At 44.3% G+C, this 25,108-nt stretch carries 20 protein-coding genes and 4 tRNA genes; 18 read left to right on the top strand and 6 right to left on the bottom strand.

Going from position 1 to position 25,108, the window contains the following annotated elements; translation table 11 throughout:
* The 9 genes from B5D54_RS15430 to rpoC form a co-directional block, all read left to right on the top strand.
* Nucleotides 1-120 (top strand): EF-Tu C-terminal domain-related protein (locus tag B5D54_RS15430; RefSeq protein ID WP_078927450.1); only part of this gene is annotated, 120 nt, incomplete at its 5' end.
* Nucleotides 121-352: 232 nt separating this feature from the next.
* A complete protein-coding gene (gene secE, locus B5D54_RS15425; RefSeq protein WP_078927448.1) occupies nt 353-733 on the top strand; it encodes a preprotein translocase subunit SecE in 381 nt (126 codons plus the stop codon).
* A 12-nt stretch (nt 734-745) separates the two neighbouring features.
* Nucleotides 746-1,294, top strand: a complete 549-nt coding sequence (gene nusG, locus B5D54_RS15420) for a transcription termination/antitermination protein NusG (protein ID WP_078927447.1) — start codon at nt 746-748, stop codon at nt 1,292-1,294.
* Nucleotides 1,295-1,454: 160 nt separating this feature from the next.
* On the top strand, nt 1,455-1,883 hold the full coding sequence (gene rplK, locus B5D54_RS15415) for a 50S ribosomal protein L11 (RefSeq protein ID WP_078927446.1): 429 nt from the start codon (nt 1,455-1,457) through the stop codon (nt 1,881-1,883).
* Nucleotides 1,884-1,887: 4 nt separating this feature from the next.
* Nucleotides 1,888-2,589: a 50S ribosomal protein L1 gene (gene rplA / locus B5D54_RS15410; RefSeq protein ID WP_078927445.1), complete on the top strand. Its 702-nt coding sequence runs from the start codon at nt 1,888-1,890 to the stop codon at nt 2,587-2,589.
* 270 nt (nt 2,590-2,859) lie between these two features.
* Nucleotides 2,860-3,354: a 50S ribosomal protein L10 gene (gene rplJ, locus B5D54_RS15405; RefSeq protein ID WP_078927444.1), complete on the top strand. Its 495-nt coding sequence runs from the start codon at nt 2,860-2,862 to the stop codon at nt 3,352-3,354.
* Between the two features lie 60 nt (nt 3,355-3,414).
* Nucleotides 3,415-3,783, top strand: a complete 369-nt coding sequence (rplL, locus tag B5D54_RS15400; RefSeq protein ID WP_078927443.1) for a 50S ribosomal protein L7/L12 — start codon at nt 3,415-3,417, stop codon at nt 3,781-3,783.
* 241 nt (nt 3,784-4,024) lie between these two features.
* On the top strand, nt 4,025-8,053 hold the full coding sequence (gene rpoB / locus B5D54_RS15395) for a DNA-directed RNA polymerase subunit beta (protein WP_078927442.1): 4,029 nt from the start codon (nt 4,025-4,027) through the stop codon (nt 8,051-8,053).
* A gap of 103 nt (nt 8,054-8,156) precedes the next feature.
* A complete protein-coding gene (rpoC, locus tag B5D54_RS15390) occupies nt 8,157-12,359 on the top strand; it encodes a DNA-directed RNA polymerase subunit beta' (RefSeq protein ID WP_078927441.1) in 4,203 nt (1,400 codons plus the stop codon).
* 90 nt (nt 12,360-12,449) lie between these two features.
* Here the strand turns inward: rpoC and B5D54_RS15385 are convergent, their stop codons facing one another.
* A complete protein-coding gene (locus B5D54_RS15385) occupies nt 12,450-12,938 on the bottom strand; it encodes an Rsd/AlgQ family anti-sigma factor (protein WP_078927440.1) in 489 nt (162 codons plus the stop codon).
* 179 nt (nt 12,939-13,117) lie between these two features.
* On the opposite strand from B5D54_RS15385, the gene nudC reads away from it, so the two are divergent.
* From nudC to B5D54_RS15365, 4 genes are all read left to right on the top strand, one after another.
* Nucleotides 13,118-13,903, top strand: coding sequence for an NAD(+) diphosphatase (nudC, locus tag B5D54_RS15380; RefSeq protein ID WP_078927439.1), 786 nt, complete (start codon nt 13,118-13,120; stop codon nt 13,901-13,903).
* A gap of 262 nt (nt 13,904-14,165) precedes the next feature.
* Nucleotides 14,166-15,230, top strand: a complete 1,065-nt coding sequence (gene hemE, locus B5D54_RS15375; RefSeq protein ID WP_078927449.1) for a uroporphyrinogen decarboxylase — start codon at nt 14,166-14,168, stop codon at nt 15,228-15,230.
* 135 nt (nt 15,231-15,365) lie between these two features.
* Nucleotides 15,366-16,016, top strand: a complete 651-nt coding sequence (locus tag B5D54_RS15370) for a TetR/AcrR family transcriptional regulator (protein WP_078927438.1) — start codon at nt 15,366-15,368, stop codon at nt 16,014-16,016.
* 75 nt (nt 16,017-16,091) lie between these two features.
* Nucleotides 16,092-17,057: an acetyltransferase gene (locus tag B5D54_RS15365; RefSeq protein ID WP_078927437.1), complete on the top strand. Its 966-nt coding sequence runs from the start codon at nt 16,092-16,094 to the stop codon at nt 17,055-17,057.
* Here the strand turns inward: B5D54_RS15365 and B5D54_RS15360 are convergent, their stop codons facing one another.
* The 5 genes from B5D54_RS15360 to rsgA all read right to left on the bottom strand — a co-directional run bounded on the left by B5D54_RS15360 (nt 17,058) and on the right by rsgA (nt 23,642).
* Nucleotides 17,058-18,188, bottom strand: coding sequence for a murein hydrolase activator EnvC family protein (locus B5D54_RS15360; protein ID WP_078927436.1), 1,131 nt, complete (start codon nt 18,186-18,188; stop codon nt 17,058-17,060).
* A 173-nt stretch (nt 18,189-18,361) separates the two neighbouring features.
* Complete coding sequence (gpmM, locus tag B5D54_RS15355; RefSeq protein WP_078927435.1) at nt 18,362-19,894, bottom strand: 2,3-bisphosphoglycerate-independent phosphoglycerate mutase; 1,533 nt, start codon at nt 19,892-19,894, stop codon at nt 18,362-18,364.
* A gap of 141 nt (nt 19,895-20,035) precedes the next feature.
* Nucleotides 20,036-21,451, bottom strand: a complete 1,416-nt coding sequence (locus B5D54_RS15350) for an SLC13 family permease (protein ID WP_078927434.1) — start codon at nt 21,449-21,451, stop codon at nt 20,036-20,038.
* A 168-nt stretch (nt 21,452-21,619) separates the two neighbouring features.
* Nucleotides 21,620-22,477, bottom strand: a complete 858-nt coding sequence (gene asd, locus B5D54_RS15345; protein ID WP_078927433.1) for an archaetidylserine decarboxylase — start codon at nt 22,475-22,477, stop codon at nt 21,620-21,622.
* Nucleotides 22,478-22,577: 100 nt separating this feature from the next.
* Complete coding sequence (rsgA, locus tag B5D54_RS15340; protein WP_078927432.1) at nt 22,578-23,642, bottom strand: small ribosomal subunit biogenesis GTPase RsgA; 1,065 nt, start codon at nt 23,640-23,642, stop codon at nt 22,578-22,580.
* A gap of 137 nt (nt 23,643-23,779) precedes the next feature.
* Between rsgA and orn the strand changes: the two genes are divergently transcribed.
* From orn to B5D54_RS17250, 5 genes are all read left to right on the top strand, one after another.
* Complete coding sequence (gene orn, locus B5D54_RS15335) at nt 23,780-24,325, top strand: oligoribonuclease (RefSeq protein WP_078927431.1); 546 nt, start codon at nt 23,780-23,782, stop codon at nt 24,323-24,325.
* Between the two features lie 223 nt (nt 24,326-24,548).
* A tRNA-Gly gene (locus B5D54_RS15330) sits at nt 24,549-24,624 on the top strand.
* A 35-nt stretch (nt 24,625-24,659) separates the two neighbouring features.
* A tRNA-Gly gene (locus B5D54_RS17255) sits at nt 24,660-24,749 on the top strand.
* 35 nt (nt 24,750-24,784) lie between these two features.
* Nucleotides 24,785-24,875 (top strand) — tRNA-Gly (locus B5D54_RS15325).
* A gap of 35 nt (nt 24,876-24,910) precedes the next feature.
* Nucleotides 24,911-24,998 (top strand) — tRNA-Gly (locus tag B5D54_RS17250).
* Nucleotides 24,999-25,108: the final 110 nt, after the last annotated feature.

Genomic DNA, 25,108 nt, shown 5'->3' with positions numbered 1-25,108 from the left:
AACATCCAAATGGTTGTAGAGCTCATTGCTCCAATCGCAATGGATGAAGGTCTACGTTTCGCTATTCGTGAAGGTGGCCGTACCGTTGGTGCTGGCGTTGTAGCTAAGATCATCGCTTAATCACGGTTTCTGTGAAGAATGATTTGACTATACTGTAGTAAAAAGGGCATCATTTGATGCCCTTTTTCTGCACTGCTGGTTATTTCATTGATTAATCAAGCGTTAGCATGGATTTTGGGGCTGAGAATATTCTTGGTCAAATAGTACATCAGCTTGCTAGCTGGTGAAATGGATTTGCCCTGCAACAGCGGGGTTGTTGTCGTCTATAGTTAGACTTGTGACAGGTTGGTTTATGAAAGCTAATAATGCTGAAACTCCTGATAGCTCAAATGCGCTAGATACCGTTAAGTGGGTAATTACTTTTGTATTACTAGCGGCGGCTGTTGTGGGTAATTACCTGTATGGTGAGTTGTCGGTTGTCGCTCGTGCTGCGGGTGTTATTGTGTTAATTGCGGCGGCGCTTGGCGTTGCTGCAACCACATTTAAAGGTAAAGCTGCGATTGTTTTTGCACGCGAATCTCGTATGGAAGTTCGCAAAGTGGTCTGGCCAACACGGCAAGAAACCATGCAAACGACACTAATCGTGTTAGCTGTAAGTATTGTAATGGCTTTAGTTCTTTGGGGCATTGACGGCATTATGGTTCGTCTTGTTGCCTTTGTAACTGGAGTATAGAGGGTTTAATACATGAGTGAAGCTCCAAAAAAACGCTGGTATGTCGTTCAAGCCTTCTCTGGGTTTGAAGGTCGTGTCGCTCAATCACTTCGTGAGCATATCAAAATGCATGGAATGGAAGAACACTTTGGTGAAGTTCTTGTTCCTACTGAAGAAGTTGTTGAAATGCGAGCGGGCCAACGTCGCAAGAGCGAACGTAAATTTTTTCCAGGTTACGTGCTGGTACAAATGATCATGAATGACGAGTCATGGCACTTGGTACGTAGCGTTCCTCGTGTAATGGGCTTCATTGGTGGAACATCAGATCGCCCTGCGCCGATCACAGATAAAGAAGCCGATGCGATATTGAACCGTCTGGAAAAAGCCAGTGAATCTCCTCGTCCGAAAACAATGTTTGAAGCGGGTGAAGTCGTTCGTGTCAACGAAGGTCCATTTGCAGACTTTAATGGTACGGTTGAAGAAGTGGACTATGATAAGAGCCGCTTGAAAGTATCGGTATCTATCTTTGGTCGTGCGACACCTGTTGAGCTTGAGTTTGGCCAAGTGGAAAAGCTTGATTAAAAAAACAGCTTTTTAGTCTTGTTAATGGCGTGATATTTGACTATAATTTCGCGCCTTTTTATCGGTCTTTATCTATTTAATGGTCGATAAAATAAAAGAAGAAAGTCAACGGGGAGCTGGTCAGTGGACTAGCGTTTGAACCCATAATTTAGGAAATATCATGGCAAAGAAAGTTGAAGCTTATATCAAGCTGCAAGTTGCAGCAGGTATGGCAAACCCAAGTCCACCAGTTGGTCCTGCTCTAGGTCAACGTGGCGTTAACATCATGGAATTCTGTAAAGCATTCAATGCGAAAACAGAATCTCTAGAGAAGGGTCTACCTACTCCTGTTGTTATTACAGTATACAGTGACCGTTCTTTCACATTCGAAACAAAGACACCACCAGCTGCAGTTTTGCTTAAGAAAGCTGCGGGTGTTAAGTCTGGTTCAGGCCGTCCTAACACTGAAAAAGTGGGTACAGTTACTGACGCTCAAATCCAAGAAATCGCAGAAACTAAAGCTGCTGATATGACTGGTGCTGATATCGAAGCGATGAAACGTTCTATTGCGGGTACTGCTCGTTCAATGGGCCTAGTGGTTGAGGGTTAAGATAATGGCAAAACTAACTAAGCGCATGCGTACTATCCGTGAAAAAGTGGATGTAACTAAAGAATACGAAATTAACGAAGCGGTTGCTCTTTTAAAAGAACTAGCAACAGCTAAATTCGTAGAATCTGTTGACGTTGCTGTTAACCTTGGTATCGATGCTCGTAAATCTGACCAAAACGTACGTGGTGCAACAGTACTACCACACGGTACTGGTCGTGATATCCGCGTTGCAGTATTCACTCAAGGTGCAAATGCTGAAGCGGCTAAAGCTGCGGGTGCTGAACTTGTGGGTATGGAAGATCTTGCTGAGCAAGTGAAAAAAGGCGAAATGAACTTTGACGTTGTTATTGCTTCTCCTGATGCAATGCGCGTTGTTGGTCAACTAGGTACTATTCTTGGTCCTCGTGGTCTAATGCCAAACCCAAAAGTTGGTACTGTGACTCCTAACGTTGCTGAAGCCGTTAAGAATGCTAAAGCGGGTCAGGTTCGTTACCGTAACGATAAAAATGGTATCATCCATACCACTATCGGTAAGGTGTCTTTCGAAACTGAACAACTAAAAGAGAACTTAGAGGCTCTTCTTGTTGCTCTTAAGAAAGCAAAACCATCGTCAGCTAAAGGGACTTACGTTAAGAAAGTAAGCATCTCTACGACAATGGGCGCAGGTGTTGCTGTTGATCAGAATACTCTGAGCACTCAAGCATAATTCCTTTGCTTAGGCGTAAAATTTGTGTATAATTTTGCGCCTAATATTTGTGGTTGGGGCTGAGTTTTGGTTCTTAGAACTATAACCCAGTCTCCGTCCAAGACCGTAGGCGTTATCTTCTGATAACTTAATAAAACCTACGTAGATGGTGCCCGAACTGACAGAAAGCTCTAATTTTTAAAAGTTAACTTTCTTCTGGGACTGCACCTAATAAGCTCTCACTGTTGTGATAATAGTGAGTGGTGTAATGACAACCAGGAGCAATCCAAGATGGCTTTAAATCTTCAAGACAAACAAGCAATTGTTGCTGAAGTCAACGAAGCGGCCAGTGGTGCACTTTCTGCAGTTGTTGCTGACTCTCGCGGTGTTCAAGTGGCTGCGTTAACAACTCTACGTAAACAAGCGCGTGAAGCGGGTGTTTATCTAAAAGTTGTTCGTAACACACTAGCACGTCGCGCAGTAGAAGGCACAGCTTACGAATGTCTACAAGACGTATTCGTAGGTCCTACTTTGATCGGCTTCTCTAACGAGCACCCAGGTGCTGCGGCGCGTCTTTTTAAAGACTTCGCTAAAGAGAATAAAGCATTTGAAATCAAAGCAGCTGCATACGAAGGCGCACTTACTGACGTTGAAGTACTAGCGACACTACCAACTTACGACGAAGCAATTGCACGCCTGATGATGTGCATGAAAGAAGCTTCTGCGGCCAAGTTGGCGCGTACTATCGCTGCTATCCGCGATCAAAAAGAAGCCGCAGCGGCCTAATCGCCCTTGCTTTTTATTGGTTGCAAAATAAACTTATTGTTGACTTAAAAGAGAATTGTTATGTCTATTACTAACGAGCAAATCCTAGACGCTATTGCAGAAATGTCTGTAATGCAAGTTGTTGAACTGATCTCTGCTATGGAAGAGAAATTCGGTGTTTCTGCTGCTGCTGCAGTTGTTTCTGGTGGCGCTGCTGCTGGTGCTGCTGTTGAAGAGCAAACTGAATTCGACGTGATTCTAACTGCTGCTGGCGGTAACAAAGTTGCTGTAATCAAAGCAGTACGTGGCGCAACTGGTCTTGGCTTGAAAGAAGCTAAAGCTCTAGTTGACGGCGCTCCAGCACCTCTAAAAGAAGGCGTTGACAAAGCTGAAGCTGACGCTCTTAAAGCTCAGCTAGAAGAAGCTGGTGCAACTGTTGAAATTAAGTAATTATTACTTAATTGTTTAGCCGAAAGGCTAACGGCTGGTGGTTTGTTGACCACCGGCCTTTTTGCGCTGTAGGGTATGGGCGAATTTTCCCGCTGTTTAAGCGTTCCATATTCTTGCAAAAAGCGGCTCATTTTAACGACTTGAGCTGCCACTACAGTAAACAGCGATTTAGTCACTGTCCTACTCCTTCATAAACGAAGGCGGACAGTTTGGGTCACTTATCAGCGAGCTGAGGAACCCCATGGTTTACTCTTATACCGAGAAAAAGCGCATCCGTAAGGACTTTGGTACTCGTCCACAAGTGTTGGACATTCCATACCTGCTATCGATCCAGCTTGATTCTTTCGAAAAATTTATCGAACAGGATCCAGAAGGGCAATACGGTCTTGAAGCTGCTTTTCGTTCTGTTTTTCCAATTCAGAGCTATAACGGCAATTCAGAGCTGCAATACGTTAGCTACCGTCTTGGTGAACCAGTTTTTGACGTTAAAGAATGTCAAATCCGTGGTGTAACTTATTCAAAGCCCCTACGTGTAAAATTACGCCTAGTGATCTTTGATAAAGACGCGCCAGCAGGTACTGTCAAAGATATTAAAGAACAAGAAGTCTACATGGGTGAAATTCCACTCATGACAGATAATGGTACCTTTGTAATTAATGGTACTGAGAGGGTTATCGTATCCCAGCTGCACCGAAGCCCAGGCGTGTTCTTCGACAGCGATAAGGGTAAAACCCACTCTTCTGGTAAAGTGCTCTATAACGCACGAGTTATCCCTTATCGTGGTTCATGGCTCGATTTTGAATTCGATCCAAAGGACAACCTATACGTTCGTATTGACCGTCGTCGCAAGTTACCAGCGTCGATCATCCTTCGAGCATTAGGTAAAACGACGGAAGAAATTCTTGATATTTTCTTCGAAAAAGTGAATTTCGAAGTTAAAGATCAAACTCTAATGATGGAGTTGGTTCCTGAGCGCTTACGTGGTGAAACAGCAACATTTGACATTGAATCTGATGGCAAGGTCTACGTTGAGAAAGGCCGTCGAGTTACTGCTCGCCATATTCGTCAGTTAGAAAAAGATAACGTGAGCTTCATTGAAGTGCCTGTTGACTATATTGTCGGCAAAGTGTCCTCAAAAGATTATATCAATGAAGCTACCGGCGAAGTGATTGTTGCAGCTAACCAAGAAGTTAGCCTAGAAGCGTTAGCAAACCTGTCTCAAGCGGGATATAAGAAACTTGAAGTTCTCTTTACTAATGATCTTGATCATGGTCCATTTATGTCGGAAACCTTGCGTACCGACAGCACATCGGATCGTATTTCTGCATTAGTAGAGATTTACCGCATGATGCGCCCTGGCGAGCCGCCAACGAAAGAAGCTGCTGAGTCATTGTTTGAAAGTTTGTTCTTCTCACCAGAACGTTATGATCTTTCAACTGTTGGTCGTATGAAGTTCAACAGTTCAATTGAACGTGATGATGCAGAGGAGCAAGGTACACTCGATGAAACCGATATCATCGAAGTGATGAAAAAGCTGATCTCGATTCGTAACGGTAAAGGCGAGGTGGATGATATTGACCACCTAGGCAACCGTCGTATCCGTAGTGTCGGCGAAATGGCAGAAAACCAATTCCGTGTTGGTCTTGTTCGTGTTGAGCGTGCCGTGAAAGAGCGTCTGAGTCTAGGCGATCTCGATAACGTGATGCCACAAGATCTGATCAATGCGAAGCCTATCTCTGCCGCAGTAAAAGAATTTTTTGGTTCTTCTCAACTGTCTCAGTTTATGGACCAGAACAACCCGCTATCAGAAGTGACGCATAAACGTCGTATTTCTGCTTTAGGCCCGGGTGGTCTGACTCGTGAACGTGCTGGTTTCGAAGTTCGTGACGTACACGTGACCCACTATGGTCGCTTATGTCCTATCGAAACGCCTGAAGGTCCAAACATTGGTTTGATCAACTCTTTGTCTGCGTTTGCCCGTTGCAATGAGTATGGTTTTCTAGAAACCCCTTATCGCCGTGTGGTTGATGGTATTGTCACCGATGAAGTGGATTACTTATCGGCGATAGAAGAAGGTCAGTTCATTATCGCTCAGGCGAACGCAAAACTGACTGATGAGAACCGTTTTGCGGATGAGCTTATTACGGCGCGTCAAAAAGGTGAATCTGGTCTTCACCCTCGTGAACACGTTAACTATATGGACGTTGCGACGAACCAAGTGGTTTCTATCGCTGCATCGCTAATTCCGTTCCTAGAACACGATGATGCGAACCGTGCTTTGATGGGTGCGAACATGCAACGTCAGGCGGTTCCAACGTTGCGATCTGAAAAGCCATTAGTTGGTACAGGTATTGAACGTAACGTGGCGGTTGATTCTGGTGTTACTGCGGTTGCAACGCGTGGTGGTGTAATCCAATCAGTGGATGCTTCACGTATTGTTGTGAAAGTAAACGAAGAAGAGCTGATTCCTGGTGAAGCCGGTATCGATATCTATAACCTAACGAAATACACTCGTTCTAACCAGAACACGTGTATTAACCAGCGTCCATGTGTGATGCCTGGAGAACCGGTGGCTCGTGGTGATGTTCTGGCTGATGGTCCATCAACTGACCTTGGTGAACTGGCGTTAGGCCAAAACATGCGCATCGCATTCATGCCTTGGAATGGTTACAACTTCGAAGACTCGATCTTAGTATCTGAGCGTGTTGTTCAGGATGACCGCTTTACCACCATCCACATTCAAGAACTATCTTGTGTGGCTCGTGATACGAAGTTGGGTGCTGAAGAAATCACGGCTGATATTCCAAACGTGGGTGAAGCGGCGCTATCTAAGCTGGATGAGTCAGGTATTGTTTATATCGGTGCTGAAGTTAAGGGTGGTGACATCCTTGTTGGTAAAGTGACGCCTAAAGGCGAAACACAACTAACGCCAGAAGAAAAACTGCTTCGTGCAATTTTCGGTGAAAAAGCATCGGATGTTAAAGATACATCTTTACGTGTGCCTAACTCGGTTGCGGGTACGGTTATCGACGTGCAAGTCTTTACTCGTGATGGTGTTGAGAAAGACAAACGTGCGCTTGAAATCGAGCACATGCAGCTAAAAGAAGCGAAGAAAGACCTCACTGAAGAATTCCAGATTTTGGAAGGTGGTCTACTTGCCCGTGTTCGTTCTGTTCTACTAGCTGGTGGCTACTCTGAAGCGAAGCTAGATGCCATTGAACGTAAGAAATGGTTAGAACAAACACTTGCTGATGACGAGTTACAATCTCAACTAGAACAGCTTGCTGAGCAGTGGGATGAACTGAAAGCTGATTTCGATAAGAAATTTGAAGCTAAGCGCCGTAAGATCACTCAAGGTGATGATTTAGCACCAGGCGTATTGAAGATCGTTAAAGTTTACTTAGCGGTTAAACGTCGCATCCAGCCGGGTGATAAGATGGCGGGTCGTCATGGTAACAAAGGGGTTATCTCTAAGATTAACCCAGTTGAAGACATGCCATATGATGAAAATGGCCAGCCAGTTGACATCGTATTGAACCCACTGGGCGTACCATCGCGGATGAACATTGGTCAGATCCTAGAAGTTCACTTAGGTCTGGCTGCGAAGGGGATCGGTGACAAGATCAACCAGATGATCAAAGAGCAGCAGGAGTTGGCGAAACTGCGTGAATTCTTGCAAAAAGTGTATGATCTGGGCGAGACGCGTCAGGTTGTTGACATTGCGACATTATCGGACGATGAAGTTCGTACCTTAGCCAATAACCTACGTAGTGGTTTACCCGTCGCTACTCCTGTCTTTGATGGTGCTAATGAAACATCAATCAAAGCCATGTTGGAGCTCGCTGATTTACCAACCTCTGGACAGTTAACTCTGTTTGATGGTCGTACTGGTGATGCTTTCGAACGTCCTGTGACGGTTGGTTATATGTACATGCTGAAATTGAACCACTTAGTGGACGATAAGATGCATGCGCGTTCAACCGGTTCTTATAGCTTGGTTACTCAGCAACCTCTGGGTGGTAAAGCACAGTTCGGTGGTCAGCGTTTCGGTGAGATGGAAGTGTGGGCACTAGAAGCCTACGGTGCCGCTTACACGTTACAAGAAATGCTCACCGTTAAGTCTGATGACGTTAACGGCCGTACGAAGATGTATAAGAACATTGTAGACGGTAACCACGCGATGGAACCTGGTATGCCAGAATCGTTCAACGTACTGTTGAAAGAGATTCGCTCACTAGGTATCAACATCGAGTTGGAAGACGAAGAGTAAACCTTAAGGTTCCCCAGTATCGGGGAGCCTAACCGGTTTTCTGGTAGGAAGGCGCTCGCTACATTATGCAGCGAGCCCTTTTAACTCCTTACAGGAGCTGATTGTGAAAGACTTATTAAACTTTCTAAAAGCACAGCATAAGACCGAAGAATTTGATGCAATCAAGATCGGTCTATCTTCACCGGACATGATCCGTTCATGGTCATTTGGTGAAGTGAAAAAACCTGAGACCATCAACTATCGTACGTTCAAACCTGAGCGTGATGGTCTGTTCTGTGCGCGTATTTTTGGTCCAGTAAAAGACTATGAGTGTCTTTGTGGCAAATATAAGCGTCTGAAACACCGTGGTGTGATCTGTGAGAAATGTGGCGTTGAAGTGACCCAAACTAAGGTTCGTCGTGACCGTATGGGCCACATTGAACTGGCTTCACCTGTTGCACACATCTGGTTCTTAAAATCATTGCCATCTCGCATTGGTTTATTGATGGATATGCCACTACGTGACATCGAACGTGTTCTTTACTTCGAAATGTATGTAGTAACTGAACCTGGCATGACAGATCTCGAACGTGGTCAGATGCTGACTGAAGAAGAGTATCTAGATCGCTTGGAAGAGTGGGGTGATGAATTCACTGCAAAAATGGGTGCAGAGGCGATCAAAGATCTCTTAGCTTCCATGGATTTGCAAGTAGAAACAGAGCAAATGCGTGAAGAGTTAGATACCACTAACTCTGAAACTAAGCGTAAGAAAGTGACTAAGCGTTTGAAACTGGTTGAAGCATTCTTATCTTCAGGCAACAAGCCTGAGTGGATGATTTTAACGGTTCTTCCGGTACTTCCGCCTGATTTACGTCCGTTAGTACCACTTGATGGTGGTCGTTTTGCTACCTCTGATCTGAACGATCTATACCGCCGTGTTATTAACCGTAACAACCGTTTGAAGCGTTTGCTAGAGCTTGCTGCTCCAGACATCATCGTACGTAACGAAAAGCGTATGTTGCAAGAGTCTGTTGATGCGCTTCTTGATAATGGTCGTCGTGGTCGTGCTATCACTGGTTCTAACAAGCGTCCTCTAAAATCTCTTGCTGATATGATCAAGGGTAAACAAGGTCGTTTCCGTCAGAACCTTTTAGGTAAGCGTGTCGATTACTCTGGCCGTTCGGTTATTACCGTAGGTCCATACTTACGTTTGCACCAGTGTGGTCTTCCTAAGAAGATGGCGCTTGAGCTATTCAAACCTTTTATCTACAGCAAGTTAGAGACTCGTGGTCTTGCGACGACGATCAAAGCTGCGAAGAAAATGGTTGAGCGTGAAGAAGCGGTGGTATGGGATATTTTGGATGAAGTTATCCGTGAACATCCAGTATTACTTAACCGTGCGCCAACACTGCACCGTTTGGGTATTCAAGCATTTGAGCCAGTACTGATCGAAGGTAAAGCGATTCAGCTTCACCCATTGGTTTGTGCGGCGTATAACGCGGACTTCGATGGTGACCAAATGGCGGTACACGTGCCTCTAACTTTAGAAGCACAGCTTGAAGCTCGTACCCTAATGATGTCGACCAACAACATCTTATCACCAGCCTCTGGCGATCCGATCATCGTTCCTTCTCAGGACGTAGTATTGGGCTTGTACTACATGACGCGTGAAAAAATTAACGCGAAAGGTGAAGGTATGTACCTAGCTGGCCCTGCTGAGGCTGAAAAGGCATATCGCACGAAGAGCGCTGAACTTCATGCCCGTGTAAAAGTACGTATTACCGAAACGGTCGTGGATGAAGACGGTCATAGTACGACAGAAACTAAGATGGTTGATACCACCGTTGGTCGTGCCATGTTATGGCAAATTGTACCGAAAGGGTTGCCATTTAGTATCGTGAACCAGAAGTTAGGTAAGAAGCAAATTTCTAACCTACTCAACGAGGCTTATCGTAAGCTTGGTCTAAAAGATACGGTAATTTTTGCTGACCAAATCATGTACACCGGTTTTGCTTATGCGGCATTGTCTGGCGTATCGGTTGGTATCGACGATATGGTTGTTCCCGCAGCTAAGTACACTGAAATTGCTGAAGCGGAAGAAGAAGTACGCGAAATTCAAGAGCAATTCCAGTCTGGTTTGGTGACTGCAGGTGAACGCTATAACAAAGTGATCGATATTTGGGCATCGACCAATGATCGCGTAGCGAAAGCGATGATGGAAAACCTCTCATCTGAATTGGTTGTTAACCGTGATGGTGATCAAGAGCGTCAAGAGTCTTTTAACAGCATTTATATGATGGCTGACTCGGGAGCTCGTGGTTCTGCAGCGCAGATTCGTCAGCTTGCTGGTATGCGTGGTCTGATGGCGCGTCCTGATGGCTCGATCATCGAAACACCGATTACCGCGAACTTTAAAGAAGGCTTGAACGTACTTCAGTACTTTATCTCAACCCACGGTGCACGTAAGGGTCTAGCCGATACGGCATTGAAAACAGCAAACTCGGGTTACTTGACTCGTCGTTTGGTTGACGTTGCACAAGACGTTGTGGTTTACGAGCATGACTGTGGCACTCATGAAGGCGTTGACATGATGCCTCATATCGAAGGTGGTGATGTTAAAGTTGCACTGACTGAATTAGCTTTGGGTCGTGTTGTTGCTGAAGATATCTTGAAGCCTGGTACTGAAGAAGTTCTGATCCCACGTAATACTCTGCTTGATGAGAAATGGTGTCAGATCCTGAATGATAACTCGGTTGATAGTATTCGTGTTCGTTCAGTTGTAACTTGTGATGCTGACTTCGGTTGCTGTGCATTGTGTTATGGCCGTGACTTGGCTCGTGGTCATTTGGTTAACCAAGGTGAAGCGGTTGGTGTTATTGCGGCTCAGTCTATCGGTGAACCGGGTACACAGTTAACGATGCGTACGTTCCACATCGGTGGTGCTGCATCGACAGCCGCCGCGGAGAACAGCATTCAAGCGAAGAACAAAGGTTCAGTGAAGCTGCATAACGCGAAATTTGTTACTAATAAAGATGGTAAGTTAGTGATCACATCACGTGCTTCTGAACTGACCATTATTGATGAGTTTGGCCGTACTAAAGAGAAACACAAACTGCCATACGGTTCTTTGTTAAGCAAAGCTGATAACCAAGCGGTTGACGCGGGTGAAGTGATTGCTAACTGGGAAGCGCATACACTACCTATCATTACTGAGGTAGCGGGTCGTATCCAATTTGTTGATATGATCGATGGTGTAACCGTTTCTCGTCAAACCGATGATCTCACTGGTCTATCTTCAAGTGAAGTGACAGAGCCTGCGGCACGTCCTGCAGCGGGTAAAGACATGCGTCCTGCTATCAAGCTTGTTGATGAGAAAGGAAGAGATGTATTGATTCCTGGTACCGATATGCCAGCACAATACTTCCTACCAGGTAAAGCAATCGTGAACATCGAAGATGGTGCAGAAGTAAACATCGGTGACACATTAGCACGTATTCCACAAAAATCTGGCGGTAACAAAGATATCACCGGTGGTCTGCCTCGCGTAGCTGACTTGTTTGAAGCTCGTAAGCCTAAAGAGCCTGCGATTTTGGCTGAGCACACAGGGACCGTTTCATTTGGTAAAGAGACCAAAGGTAAACGTCGCTTGATCATTACTCGTGATGGTGGTGATACTTACGAAGAGATGATTCCTAAGCATCGTCAGCTTAACGTGTTTGAAGGTGAGCGTATTGAACGTGGTGATGTTATCGCCGATGGTCCAGAATCTCCACATGATATTCTGCGCCTACGTGGTATCCATGCCGTAACGACATACATCGCTAACGAAGTTCAGGAAGTTTACCGTTTGCAAGGCGTTAAGATTAACGATAAGCACATTGAAACTATCGTTCGTCAGATGCTACGCAAGTGTACCATTACCTATGCTGGTGACTCTGAATTCTTACCAGGTGAGCAAGTTGAATACTCACAGGTGAAGATTGCTAACCGTCTATTAGAGTCGGAAGGCAAAGAGCCTGCTCGTTTTGAGCGTGAACTACTTGGTATTACCAAAGCTTCTTTGGCAACCGAATCGTTCATCTCTGCGGCCTCGTTCCAAGAAACGACTCGCGTACTAACGGAAGCGGCGGTATCGGGTAAACGAGATGATCTACGTGGTCTGAAAGAGAACGTTATCGTTGGTCGATTGATCCCTGCTGGTACGGGTTTTGCTTACCATCAAGACCGTCAAGCGAAGCGTCAAGCTCAGAAAGAAGGTCCATCCGCAGAGCAAGCAACCGATAATTTAGCTGCCCTGCTAAATGCCGGTTTCTCTTCTGACGAATAATTGGATAACTGAATGAAAAAAGGCACCTTTGGGTGCCTTTTTTATATGCTTGAAATAAAAAGAAGTGAAAAGAGAGAATCAAGTTAAAGCTTACGCTCCTGGTGGAATGGATAAGCTATCGGCAATCAATTGGATAAGATAATCTTCACGTTCAAACCGTGATTCGAGTATTTCTCCTATTTTAGAGAGATCATCATCAAGTGTTTCAAGATCGTCTTCATTACTCACTGTGGCGTATTGATCTGCAAAATTGAGTAATGGATCCGTAGTTTCGGTGATTTGTGCATAAGTACGATTAATCTCATCGGTGGCTTTAAAGCCAGTAGCATGCCATTTATCCATCACCATATCATAGATTTTGAAGTGACCTTCGGAGATGTAATCGACCAATTCTTGGCTAAAGTGTTGTAATGCTTGGGGGGAGGGAAGCTCACTCAGGGTGGCATTGTCGGGCAGTGGTTGTGTTACTACAAGTTTGCAATATTCAACAATCAGCTGTTGTCGATTATCTAACCAGTGATCGATAACCTCACTTGAACCACCCCACTGTTCCTGTGTTTTTTTTAGCTTCTTTAGCATGGTTACGCCCTTATGATCGGATCATCGATTTTGATGATCGTGTCTGCATATGTCTGGTGAAGATCACCACCCTTTGCCTGATCAAGAATTTATAGGTTTGAAAATCAAATAACTACAAACTCTGGTATGAAATTAGATTGCCAGTAAAATGGTTGAACTGCAAGCAATCGGGAGTGAGTATGTTAGAAAAAAGTGATGAAAAATCCGCTTATTGGTGTGTGGTATCAGGAAGTGAGATCTGGACAGTAAATGGAACGCTCCCACAAGGTCGTGCTGATCAATGGGATTTGCCCCTTTCACATGCCGTCCTTATCGGTCATCTAAAGAGCTTACCTGTGTATTGGATCAATGCGCAAGAAGTTGATGTGGCACTCGATATGCTCAACTTACGTGAATTATTGCACTTAGAAGAACCGCTATTCTTAATGGCGAGTAAGGCGATTCAATATGGCCATATGAGCCAGACGATGCGTTTCTGTCCTCAATGTGGCGGACGAAATCATCTTAATCACACTCAACTGGCTATGCAGTGTCAAGAGTGCCGAACTCTGCATTACCCACGTATTTTCCCTTGTATTATTGTTGCGGTTCGCCATCAAGAACAGATTTTACTGGCTCAACATCCTCGCCACCGTGGTGGTATGTATACCGTTATCGCTGGGTTTGTTGAAGCAGGGGAGACGCTTGAGCAATGTGTTGCCCGAGAAATTAAAGAAGAAACCGGTATCTCAGTCACCAACATTCGTTATTTTGGAAGCCAGCCATGGGCTTTTCCTTCCAGCATGATGATGGCTTTTTTAGCTGATTATGCGGCAGGAGAATTGAAACCTGATTACTCTGAATTAACCGATGCACAGTGGTTTTCTGCGGAAAATTTACCACCGGTGGCGCCAAAAGGGACAATTGCCAGAGCATTAATTGAAGAAACACTCTCCAATATCCAACAAGAAAAAGGAAGATCCTAGCTTAAGTCATGATAAAAAAAACCCTCCACAGAGGGAGGGGGTAAGTAAGATGTCGTTATGAGATGCTGAGTAAAAATACTCAGTTATTATTGTAGTTTTCGCTAGCGAACAAATTTGTAACATTAAATGAGTGTGTACGCAAATTAAGCATTAATTTAAAGGTTAATAACTTGATCTCGATTGCAAAGCTCTCCACGATGGAGGCGAAATCAATGTTAGAATGTTTAACAAAGTACAGCCAAATAAAAGAAGTGGAAAAGCCATGACAGAATTAAAGAATGACCGCTATTTGCGTGCATTACTCAAACAACCTGTGGACTGCACTCCGGTATGGATGATGCGTCAAGCTGGGCGTTATTTGCCTGAGTATCGTGCGACTCGTGCTCAAGCCGGGGATTTCCTATCATTATGTAAAAATGCCGAATTAGCCTCAGAGGTGACACTGCAGCCATTACGTCGTTTTTCCCTTGATGCGGCGATCTTATTTTCTGATATTTTAACTATTCCTGATGCGATGGGACTTGGTCTTTACTTTGAAACGGGAGAAGGGCCAAAATTTGAGCGGCCGATTACTTGTAAAGCGGATGTCGATAAATTGATCATGCCGGATCCTGAAGGTGAGCTTCGATATGTGATGAATGCCGTTCGTCAGATCAAAAAAGATCTTCAAGGTGAAGTGCCTCTGATAGGATTTTCTGGTAGCCCATGGACACTAGCGACTTACATGGTTGAAGGTGGAAGCTCGAAAGCCTTCACTAAGATCAAAAAAATGATGTATGCCGAACCCCAAACCTTACATCTATTATTGGATAAGCTGGCTGACAGTGTCATTGATTACTTGAATGCTCAAATCAAAGCTGGAGCCCAGTCTGTGATGGTATTTGATACTTGGGGCGGTGTGTTAACACCACGAGATTACCAAGTATTTTCACTGCGTTATATGCATAAAATCGTTGATGGGTTAATTCGTGAGAATGATGGTCGACAAGTTCCTATCACTCTGTTTACTAAAAATGGTGGAATGTGGTTAGAGCAAATTGCGGCCACAGGGTGTGATGCTATAGGTCTTGATTGGACAATCAATATGGCCGATGCGAAAAAACGAGTCGGTGATAAAGTGGCTTTGCAAGGGAATATGGACCCTTCAATGCTGTACGCTCCTCATGAAAGAATTCGAGAAGAAGTGGCAACGATTTTACAAGGATTTGGTCAAGGGAGTGGTCATGTCTTTAACCTTGGACATGGTATCCATTTAGATGTACCACCAGAAAATGCAGGTGTCTTTGTGGATGCGGTGCATGAGTTGTCTAAGCCTTTCCACCAATAGTATGTTCAACGCCTGCTTGCCAGGCGTTTTTATGATGTACTTCATTAAGTCAAACATCGTTTAATGCGCTCAACTGACTTACTGGCCAGACTCCTTTATACTGTAGGCAAGTGTTTCAAAAAATGTGACTGATAGATGAAAACAAGAGATCGAATAGTTCATGCAGCATTAGAATTATTTAATGAGCATGGAGAAAGATCCATAACCACTAACCATATTGCTGCTCATATAGAGATTAGCCCGGGTAACCTTTATTATCACTTTCGCAATAAGCAAGAAATTGTGCGAGAAATCTTTGCGCTCTATTCTGCAGAATTAATTGAACGTTTTACTCCTTGGCAGCGCCCTTATGAGAGTCTCACTCTTTTGAAACACTATTTTGATTCGATTTTTACCTTGATGTGGAAATACCGTTTTTTCTATGCCAACTTACCTGAAATTTTGCAGCGAGATGAACAGTTGCATGAAGAATATATTCAGGTACAAGAAAAACTGCGGGAAAATTTAGTTAATATCATGCAGGTCTTTGTTGAAATGCAACTCTTAGCGCTCGACAGCGATGAAATGAAAAAAATGGTGACTACCTTACATTTGATCGCTTCCAGTTGGCTAACTTATCAGTCTGCGATGTCTTTGAGTTCACAAATCACGGAGTCTGTCATTCACCAAGGTATGCTACAGATTATTGCGGTGATGAAATCGAATGCAACCGAGCAAGGCTTGGAACAGCTGCAATTATTAGAAGATGGTGTGCGGGTTGGCATCGTTAAATGCCATGAGATATAACTTTTTTATCTTGTTCATTGAATGTAAATACCACTACATTGTCTCTATTCGTTCTTTTCGCTTAGTCGTTTTTTCATGCATTATGATGTCTTTAATGGTGATGCCGATGGCATCATTGCGTTGTTGCAACTGCGTTTAGCCAAGCCTTGTGATAGCCAACTGATCACTGGGGTGAAACGTGATATTCAATTATTGCGGGCTTTATCCGTTTCCGTTGGAGATAGTGTGACGGTCTTAGATATTTCACTGGCAAAAAACGCCATAGATTTACGGCGGATTTTGGACAGTGGAGCGCAAGTTTTTTATGCTGATCATCACCAAGCTGGTACTATTCCAGAACATCCCAACCTCACCACAATGATTGATTTAAGTGCCAATATTTGTACCGGGTTAATCGTTGATCGTTTTCTACAGGGGCAATATCACCATTGGGCTATTACTTCCGCGTATGGTGATAATCTGCTTGAAACGGGAGATCATCTTGCCGAGTTAGCTGGGTTAAGCCATTTTCAGGCTGGCCAGTTAAAGCGATTGGGAACGTTGATTAACTACAATGGCTATGGACAATCTCTACAGGACTTACATTATCACCCAGCCGATTTGTTTCGCGCTTTGCTCCATTATCCTTCTCCATTTGATCTTATTGCTGATCCCCAATCGCCATATACAAAGTTAGATAAAGCCTATCACCAAGATATGGAACAAGTCCTCGCTTTTTCTGCGTATTATGAAAGTGACACATTGCGAGTTTTTGAATTACCGGCAGAAGCTTTATCGTATCGGGTGAGTGGAGCATATAGCAACTTGCTGGCGAATCAACAAACTCAGAAGGCGCATATAGTGCTGACTCGGTTGGGGCAAGATAACTATACTGCTTCACTGCGAGCCCCATTAGCCAATAAACAGGGAGCGGGGGGCATTTGTGCCCAGTTTCCTTCTGGTGGAGGTCGTGAAGCCGCAGGAGGAATTAATCGGCTGCCTCAACAGTCTCTTAGTCGATTAATCTTTATGGTGGAAGAATATTATCGCACGAAAGTATGATTAACGCGTCAACCACTGGCGAGGGTTTTCTGCTTTACTGTTGCGGCGGATCTCAAAATACAATGCTGGGCGAGATTGGCCCCCTGTATCCCCCGCTAATGCGAGTGTTTCCCCAGCCGTCACTTTGTCGCCTTCTTTTTTCATCAGTGATTGGTTATAGCCGTATAGCGTCATGTCGCCTTTACCATGGTCCAGTAAGATCACTAACCCGTAGCCTCGCAAATATTCTGCAAAGACAACCGTTCCGGGATAAACGGCTTTAACGGCTTGACCATAACTCGCGTCAATCACCATACCTTTCCAATCTACTTGCCCAGTTTGGCGCTCACCAAACTGATGTAAAACTTGTCCTTTGACAGGCCAAGGAAGTTTACCTTGCTGCTTGGCAAGCCCATCCATCGGTACGGCATTGCGTTTTGCCGCTTTGGCAATTTCCGCTTTTAAACGAGTTTCATTGCGTTGTAATTCCGCAAGATAGACTTTGTCACCTGAGATGCTTTTGCTGATTGAGGCAACGGTTTGTCGACGTTCCTGCTGAGCTTTGGCTAACTGATCGCGTTTTTGTGTTTGTTGCTGGAGTAAGGTTACAATTTGTTCTCGTTCTAACTGGAGTTGATGTTCACTCTCATTCAAGCTCTGTCGAGTCGTTTCCAGCTCTTGAATCATCTCAGCTCTACTTTTGGCTAAGTGTTGGTAATATTGGCTGATTCTATCTTGCTCGACCCCATTTTTTAGTAGGTCAGCACTGGCTAAGGCTCGACGGGTGACATAATAGGTTTGCAATAATTCTGTTAGTTTTTCTGCTTGCAGCTGACGTTGTTGCTCAAGATGGGTGATCGTTTTTTGTAGATTAGCGATATTTTTATTGGTCTGTGTTAAATCATTTTGTGTTGATTTGATCTGTCTTTCTAGCTGGGAGATGGATAACTCTTGTTGCTTCAATGATTGTTGCAGTTGATCTAGCTGTTTTTGTCTTTGTCCGAGCGATTGTTGTTGGCGTGAGATTTCGCTTTTGACACCAGATAACTCTTGCTGTGACGCGGCATGACTCATAAGAGAAAATAGAACGCCCGCAATGTATACTGTTACTCGAGGGGAGTGAGTCATCCATTTAAAAATAGAGAAAATCATCTTTTCGCCGTCATCACCGTGGAAATTTGTGAGCGTTCAGTATACTCAAAGTGACGAATGAGGCGAGCAAGATGATGAAAACTTTGCAATGTTTTTCAATTCTTCTCGCTTGTTGTGATGAAGTAGCAATAAAAAAGCCCCAAGTGGGGCTTTTTATCGTTGGAGAAAAGTATTTAAGAGTAAAGAACTTGACCAGACATTTCGGCTGGGATCTCCATATCACTCAGTGCCAACATTGTGGGGGCGAGATCGGAGAGTTTTCCACCTTCGTTTAGCGTGATCGCTTTGCTACCTACGTAGATCAAAGGAACTGGCAAATTGGTATGAGCGGTATGGATGCCCCCTGTTTCAGGGTTTACCATCATTTCAGCGTTACCATGATCGGCGGTGATCAGCAATTGGCCATCTACTTCTTTAATCGCCTCAACAACACGGCCAATACATTCATCTACAGCTTCACACGCTTTAACGGCAGCATCGTAAACGCCTGTATGACCAACCATGTCACCATTAGGATAGTTACAGATGATAGCATCATATTGACCAGACTTGATTGCTGCAACCAGCTTATCGGTGAGTTCTTTTGAACTCATTTCTGGTTGTAAGTCATAAGTAGCCACTTTGGGAGAAGCGACTAACTGACGTTCTTCACCCGCAAATTCACTCTCAACACCACCGTTGAAGAAGAAAGTCACATGAGCATATTTTTCTGTTTCAGAAATTCGTAACTGGGTTTTTCCCGCTTTTGATAGCCATTCACCGTAAGTATTTTCAAGTGAAGCCGGTGGGAAAGCGGTAGCTAATGGAATATCAGCCGCATATTGAGTCAGCATAACAAAGTTGACCGCAGGGAAAACGCTGCGTTTAAAGCCATCAAAATCAGCGACAAAAGTGCGAGTGATTTCACGAGCACGGTCAGCACGGTAGTTTAAAAAGAGTACGGCATCACCGTCTTGCATTGCTGCAGAGGCTTGATCTGCGGTGCGAATTTCAGTGGCTTGTACAAACTCGTCATTCTCTTCACGTGCATAAGCCGCTTCAAGGCCAGCAACTGCAGAATCATAGGTAAATTCTGCTTTTGCTTGAGTCAGCAGATCATACGCTTTTTCAACGCGATCCCAGTTGTTATCACGGTCCATCGCGTAGTAACGACCAACCAGAGAAGCAATGCGACCTTTACCCAGTTTGGTGAACAGATCTTGGAAACGTTGTAGTGAGTTTTCTGCGCTACGAGGTGGTGTATCACGACCATCGAGGAAACAGTGGAGGTAGATTTTGTCAGCTCCGCGAGCGGCCGCTAATTCGACTGCTGCATAAATATGATCTTCATGAGAGTGCACGCCACCTGGAGACATTAAACCCATTAGGTGTACCGCTTTACCTTCAGCAACCGCTTTATCAATAGCAGTGACAATGGCTTCATTTTGTTGGAACTCACCATCGGCAATGGCTTTTGTGATACGCGTTAGGTCTTGATAAACAATACGGCCTGCACCGATGTTGGTATGCCCCACTTCTGAGTTACCCATTTGACCGTCAGGAAGGCCCACATCCATGCCTGATGCAGAGATGAGCGTGTGTGGATTGTTCGCCATTAGGCTATCCATCACCGGTGTATTCGCATTATTAATGGCGTTGCTATTGTTGTCTTCACGGTAACCCCAACCGTCAAGAATCACTAGAGCCATTGGCTTCTTAGCAGACATAGTTATGACCTCATTAAATTCATCGTAATTAGAAAGTAAAAACTAGCGTAATTTTACTACATTTTGTACCCTTTGCAGTAGGTTAAGATCAATGATTCTCCCTATCAATGCAACAAAACGTTGCCTATTGATCAAAATTGACTAAGTGAGAACCCAGGCTGCAAGGTAGACAATACTTAAACCAATTAAACCAAGAATGAGGCCGGTTTTGGCCATGTCTTTACTTTCTATCAACCCTGTCGAATAGGCCAATGAGTTAGGTGGCGTCGAAACAGGAAGAATCATGCCTAATGAGGCAGAAAAGGCCACCACAACGAGTAAACCTTGCAACCCTCCGACCTCAGTTAAACTGGTCATAGAAACGCCCACTGCCGCCGCAATCGGCATTAACAGGTTAGCGGTTGCAGTATTGGACATAAAGTTAGCCATTAGCCAGCAAACCAGTGACAGTGAGATCACCACAAACATTGGTGATAAACTTTCATAATCAATAGCATGGGCCAGCGCTTCAGCCAGTCCTGTGTGTTCTAAGCCAATACCAATTGCTATTCCTCCAGCGACTAACCAAAGTACATCCCAATTGATTAACTTTAGTTCTTCCTTACCCATAATGCCGGTTAGCGTGAAAACCGCTAATGGGATTATAGAAACCACATAAGTATTCATGCCATGTAACGAAGTGGTCATCCACATTACAATCGTAGCTGCAAAGGTGCAATAAACCACTATGGCTCGCCAAGAGCGTTGAAAAGTCCCTTGTAATTTCAGTGTCATTGTCGGTTGAGAAGAGGGAAAAAAGTATTGTAGTAAGAACCAGGCAATGGTTAATTGGATTAAGACAAAAGGAAGCCCCATCATCATCCAAGAGAGAAAATCAATGCTATTGTCCCCGGTTAAATATTGTAGTGCGATAGCATTAGGGGGCGTACCAATCGGTGTTGCAATTCCGCCCGTATTGGCAGCAATCGGAATACTCAGAACCAACGCCTTGATACCTAATTCTCCTTTCGGAGCCGAGGCCACAATAGGGCCGAGCAGCGCGAGCATCATGACCGTCGTGGCGGTGTTTGACATAAACATCGAGAACACGGCGGTGATCAGCATAAGCCCTAGCATAATAAACTTGGGTTGGTGCCCAAATGGACGCAGCAACACACGAGCTAAGTTATTATCTAGCTCATATTTTGAGGCAGCAATGGCAAGCGCAAATCCGCCCATAAAGAGGATGATAATCGGTGATGAAAAAGCGCCCAGAATATCGGTATAGGGAATTAAATGACCGACTTCATGTTGTTCTAGCGGTGAGCGGAACCAATGTAGGCCTTTATCAGAAATCATGATGAGTTCAAGGGCGATAATCAAAATAGACGTTGCAAAGACAGGGACGGGTTCAAGTACCCACAGTAGGGCGGCAAGCAGAAAAATGGCTAAGAGCCGATGTTGAACCAAAGTGAGCTCTTGAATCGGGATAAGATCAATAGGGAGTAAAAGTACTCCTAGCGGGATAAAAAAACAGACCGCTAACCGAGTCAAAAGCCCAGTAGGTAACGTATGCATAAAAACTTCCTTTGCAAATTTTATCCGAAATGCATTTAGAGTAAATCATTGACAAGAAAAGGTCTTAGAGAGGGATAAAACTTTTGTATTTTATGCTGAGGATATCTAAAGAAGTGTGCAGGACATCATAGTCGCCATCCCAGCAGAATGGAAATGGCGACGAGCAAGTTAAGCTTTATGGGCGTAGGGAGAGCCTAATAAAGTGGGAGATTGCAACTGAACACTGTCATCAAAGCGAATGGACTCTTTTGCAAATAAGTTAATCACCGTTGAACCCAGTTTAAAACGGCCCATTTCTTGGCCTTTTTTCAGTATAACGGCATTACTCCCTTCTGCGGGATAATTCCAGCGATAGATGGTATTTCCTCGTGGAGGGGTCATCGTGCCAGACCAAATCGTTTCAATACTTCCCACGATGGTAGCGCCGACCAGAACTTGGGCCAGTGGGCCAAATTCCGTATCAAAAATACAAACAACGCGTTCGTTACGTGCAAATAAATTAGGGACATGTTCCGCGGTTAATGGGTTCACGGAAAAAAGATCGCCGGGAACATAAATCATCTGACGTAAGATTCCATCGCAAGGCATATGTACACGATGATAATCACTGGGTGAAAGATATAGAGTGGCAAATTCACCATCATCAAACTCTTGCGCTAAATCTGCATCTCCTCCCAGTAATTCTTGTGCAGAGAAGTGATGACCTTTTGCTTGGATGAGTTGCCCAGAGGTAATCGTTCCAAATTGGCTGACACAAGCATCCGCTGGGTGAACGAGAATATCCTCACCAGAAGCAATCGGACGTGCTTCTGGTTTTAATTCTCGAACAAAAAATTCGTTAAAGGTTGAGTAATGTTTAGGATCTGAGTGCAATGCGTCATCCATTTTGACGTTGTATTGCTTAATGAACCAGCGAATGATGGCGGTAGTTAGAGCACCTGCTTTCGCGGAAGCCAGCTTTCCAACTAAACGGGTTAAGCCATGTTGTGGGATCCAATATTGCAGTCTAACTTTTAGTTTATCCATCGTGTGTTATTCCAATGTATTTTCATCTTTGGGCGCGAGATGTTACTGAAAATCGTTTCTCATGTCAGCAGTTATCCATCATTAAGTAAAGCGAATGATGTTATGAGATATCGGTTTTCTTATTTCTTGAATATTGCCGATTGGCTTTATTTTCCGACATACTTTCAATGATTCGGTGATAGTTTTCAAATCGTTGGGCGCTAATTTCGCCTCGCTCGACGGCTTCTTTCAGTAAACAGCCAGGGTCATCAAGGTGTTTACAGTCTCGAAATTTACATCCTCCTAAGTAAGGGCGAAACTCTACATAAGCTTTAGTTACCGCTTCGGCATCTAAATGCCATAAGCCGAATTCTCGAACTCCCGGAGAATCAATCAAATCGCCCCCTGATGGTATATGGTATAAGCGAGCCGTAGTGGTTGTGTGTTGACCTAACCCTGAGTTTTCAGAAATTTCACCTTCTTCAACCTCTGTGTCTAGCTGCGGCATTAACGCATTGACTAAGCTTGATTTTCCAACACCTGACTGGCCAACAAATACGTTAATTCGGCCACGAAGTTTACTCTCTAGCTTATCAATATTTTCACCACTTTCTTTGCTCACAAAGAGGACGTCGTAGCCAATCGATTGGTAATTATTCAACTGCTGTTGATAGAGTGAGCGCTGTTCTGATGAGAGTAAATCGACTTTATTTAAGATAATTAAAGGGGAAATCGACAACGTTTCAGCGGCAATTAAATAGCGATCGATAATATTGAGTGATAATTCAGGAAGAACGGAAGAGACGATGACCATTTGATTGACGTTAGCGGCCACTGGCTTAAGCCCATCATAGTAATCTGGGCGAGTTAAAACCGACGTTCTTGGCTCAACGGCTTCCACGACGCCAGAAATGCCAGCTAATGTTTCAATGCCAGGACGCCAGATAACATTATCACCTGATACTAGGCTTTCAATACTACGCCGTAAGTTACAGCGGTGAACGAGCCCCGTTGCAGGATCTTCAATATCTGCATGTTGGCCAAAACGGCTAATCACTAAGCCAGTTTTGGCACTTTCTAACATGGATTCGTCCCAAGACACAGATTCCTCGGGTTTGAGTTTTCTATGTTGGTTCGTTCTCACTCTGCGTACTTGGCTTTTAGTCAGTTTTTTCTTCTTAGTCACTCTGTTCTACTTTCAGTTATTGGCGTTGATAAGGTTTGGACAATGGCGGAGATCGTGAGCCACATTAGGTATCTTGGTGATATGAATTTGGGGTATAGTACCTTTTTTATGAGTAAACCCCTATAGGGACTTATTATATGTCTTTTTGCGAACAAAACCTCATTTGGATTGATCTTGAAATGACGGGGCTTGATCCTGATGAACATAAAATTATCGAGATTGCGACCATCGTCACTGATAGTCAGTTAACGATTCTTGCAGAAGGCCCTGTGCTGGCAGTCCATCAACCCGAGTCTGAGTTGGATAAAATGGATGATTGGTGTACCCGAACTCATAGCGCAAGTGGGTTAGTGGAGCGCGTGCGTCAAAGTACGATTAATGAGCAAGAAGCCGTTAAGCAGACGATAGAGTTTCTACAGCAGTGGGTTCCTGCTGGTGCGTCACCTATTTGTGGGAATAGCATTGGTCAAGATCGTCGTTTTCTTTATCGGCATATGCCGGAATTAGAGAACTACTTCCACTATCGTTACATTGATGTGAGTACGATTAAAGAGCTGACAAGACGCTGGAAACCCGAAGTGCTTAATCATTTTACTAAGCAAGGTACGCATTTAGCGTTGGACGATATTCGAGAGTCTATTGCTGAGCTGAAATTTTATCGTTCCACCGTGTTTAATATATAAGTGAACTTAGGCCTCTTGATTGTTTGGGAGGCTTTTAGCTCTCACTGGTAAATGTATGACCGAGTGTTGCTAGTTATATCCTCTGCTTTTGTATGATTAATCACTTTATTGCTGGTTTTGTCAGCAAATAAGTGAAAAATCATTTTTTTTTGCTTTAACTACTTGCATCACAAAAAAATGCTCTTATAATTCGCACCCCTAAACAGCACAAAACGTTGTTGATGCGACACTAGCTCAGTTGGTAGAGCGCAACCTTGCCAAGGTTGAGGTCACGAGTTCGAACCTCGTGTGTCGCTCCAGATTAATAGCTTGTCATTGTACTAAACAGTGAAATGCGACACTCGCTCAGTGGTAGAGCGCAACCTTGCCAAGGTTGAGGTCACGCTTTTTTGTTTTAAAGAAGGGAACCTCGTGTGTCGCTCCAGATTGATAGCTTGTCATTGTGCTAAACAGTGAAATGCGACACTAGCTCAGTTGGTAGAGCGCAACCTTGCCAAGGTTGAGGTCACGCTTTTTTGTTTTAAAGAAGGGAACCTCGTGTGTCGCTCCAGATTGATAGCTTGTCATTGTGCTAAACAGTGAAATGCGACACTAGCTCAGTTGGTAGAGCGCAACCTTGCCAAGGTTGAGGTCACGCTTTTTTGTTTTAAAGAAGGGAACCTCGTGTGTCGTTACAGTTCTATAGCCCCATCGTGCTTAACGATGAGATATACGGACGCGGGGTGGAGCAGCATGGTAGCTCGTCGGGCTCATAACCCGAAGGTCGTCGGTTCAAATCCGGCC

Origin of the sequence: Vibrio cincinnatiensis DSM 19608 (assembly GCF_900167345.1) — a bacterium.
Classification (GTDB): Bacteria; Pseudomonadota; Gammaproteobacteria; order Enterobacterales; family Vibrionaceae; genus Vibrio; species Vibrio cincinnatiensis.
Note: the sequence above shows the minus strand (reverse complement) of the source record. Positions and strands in the feature narration are given on the sequence as shown.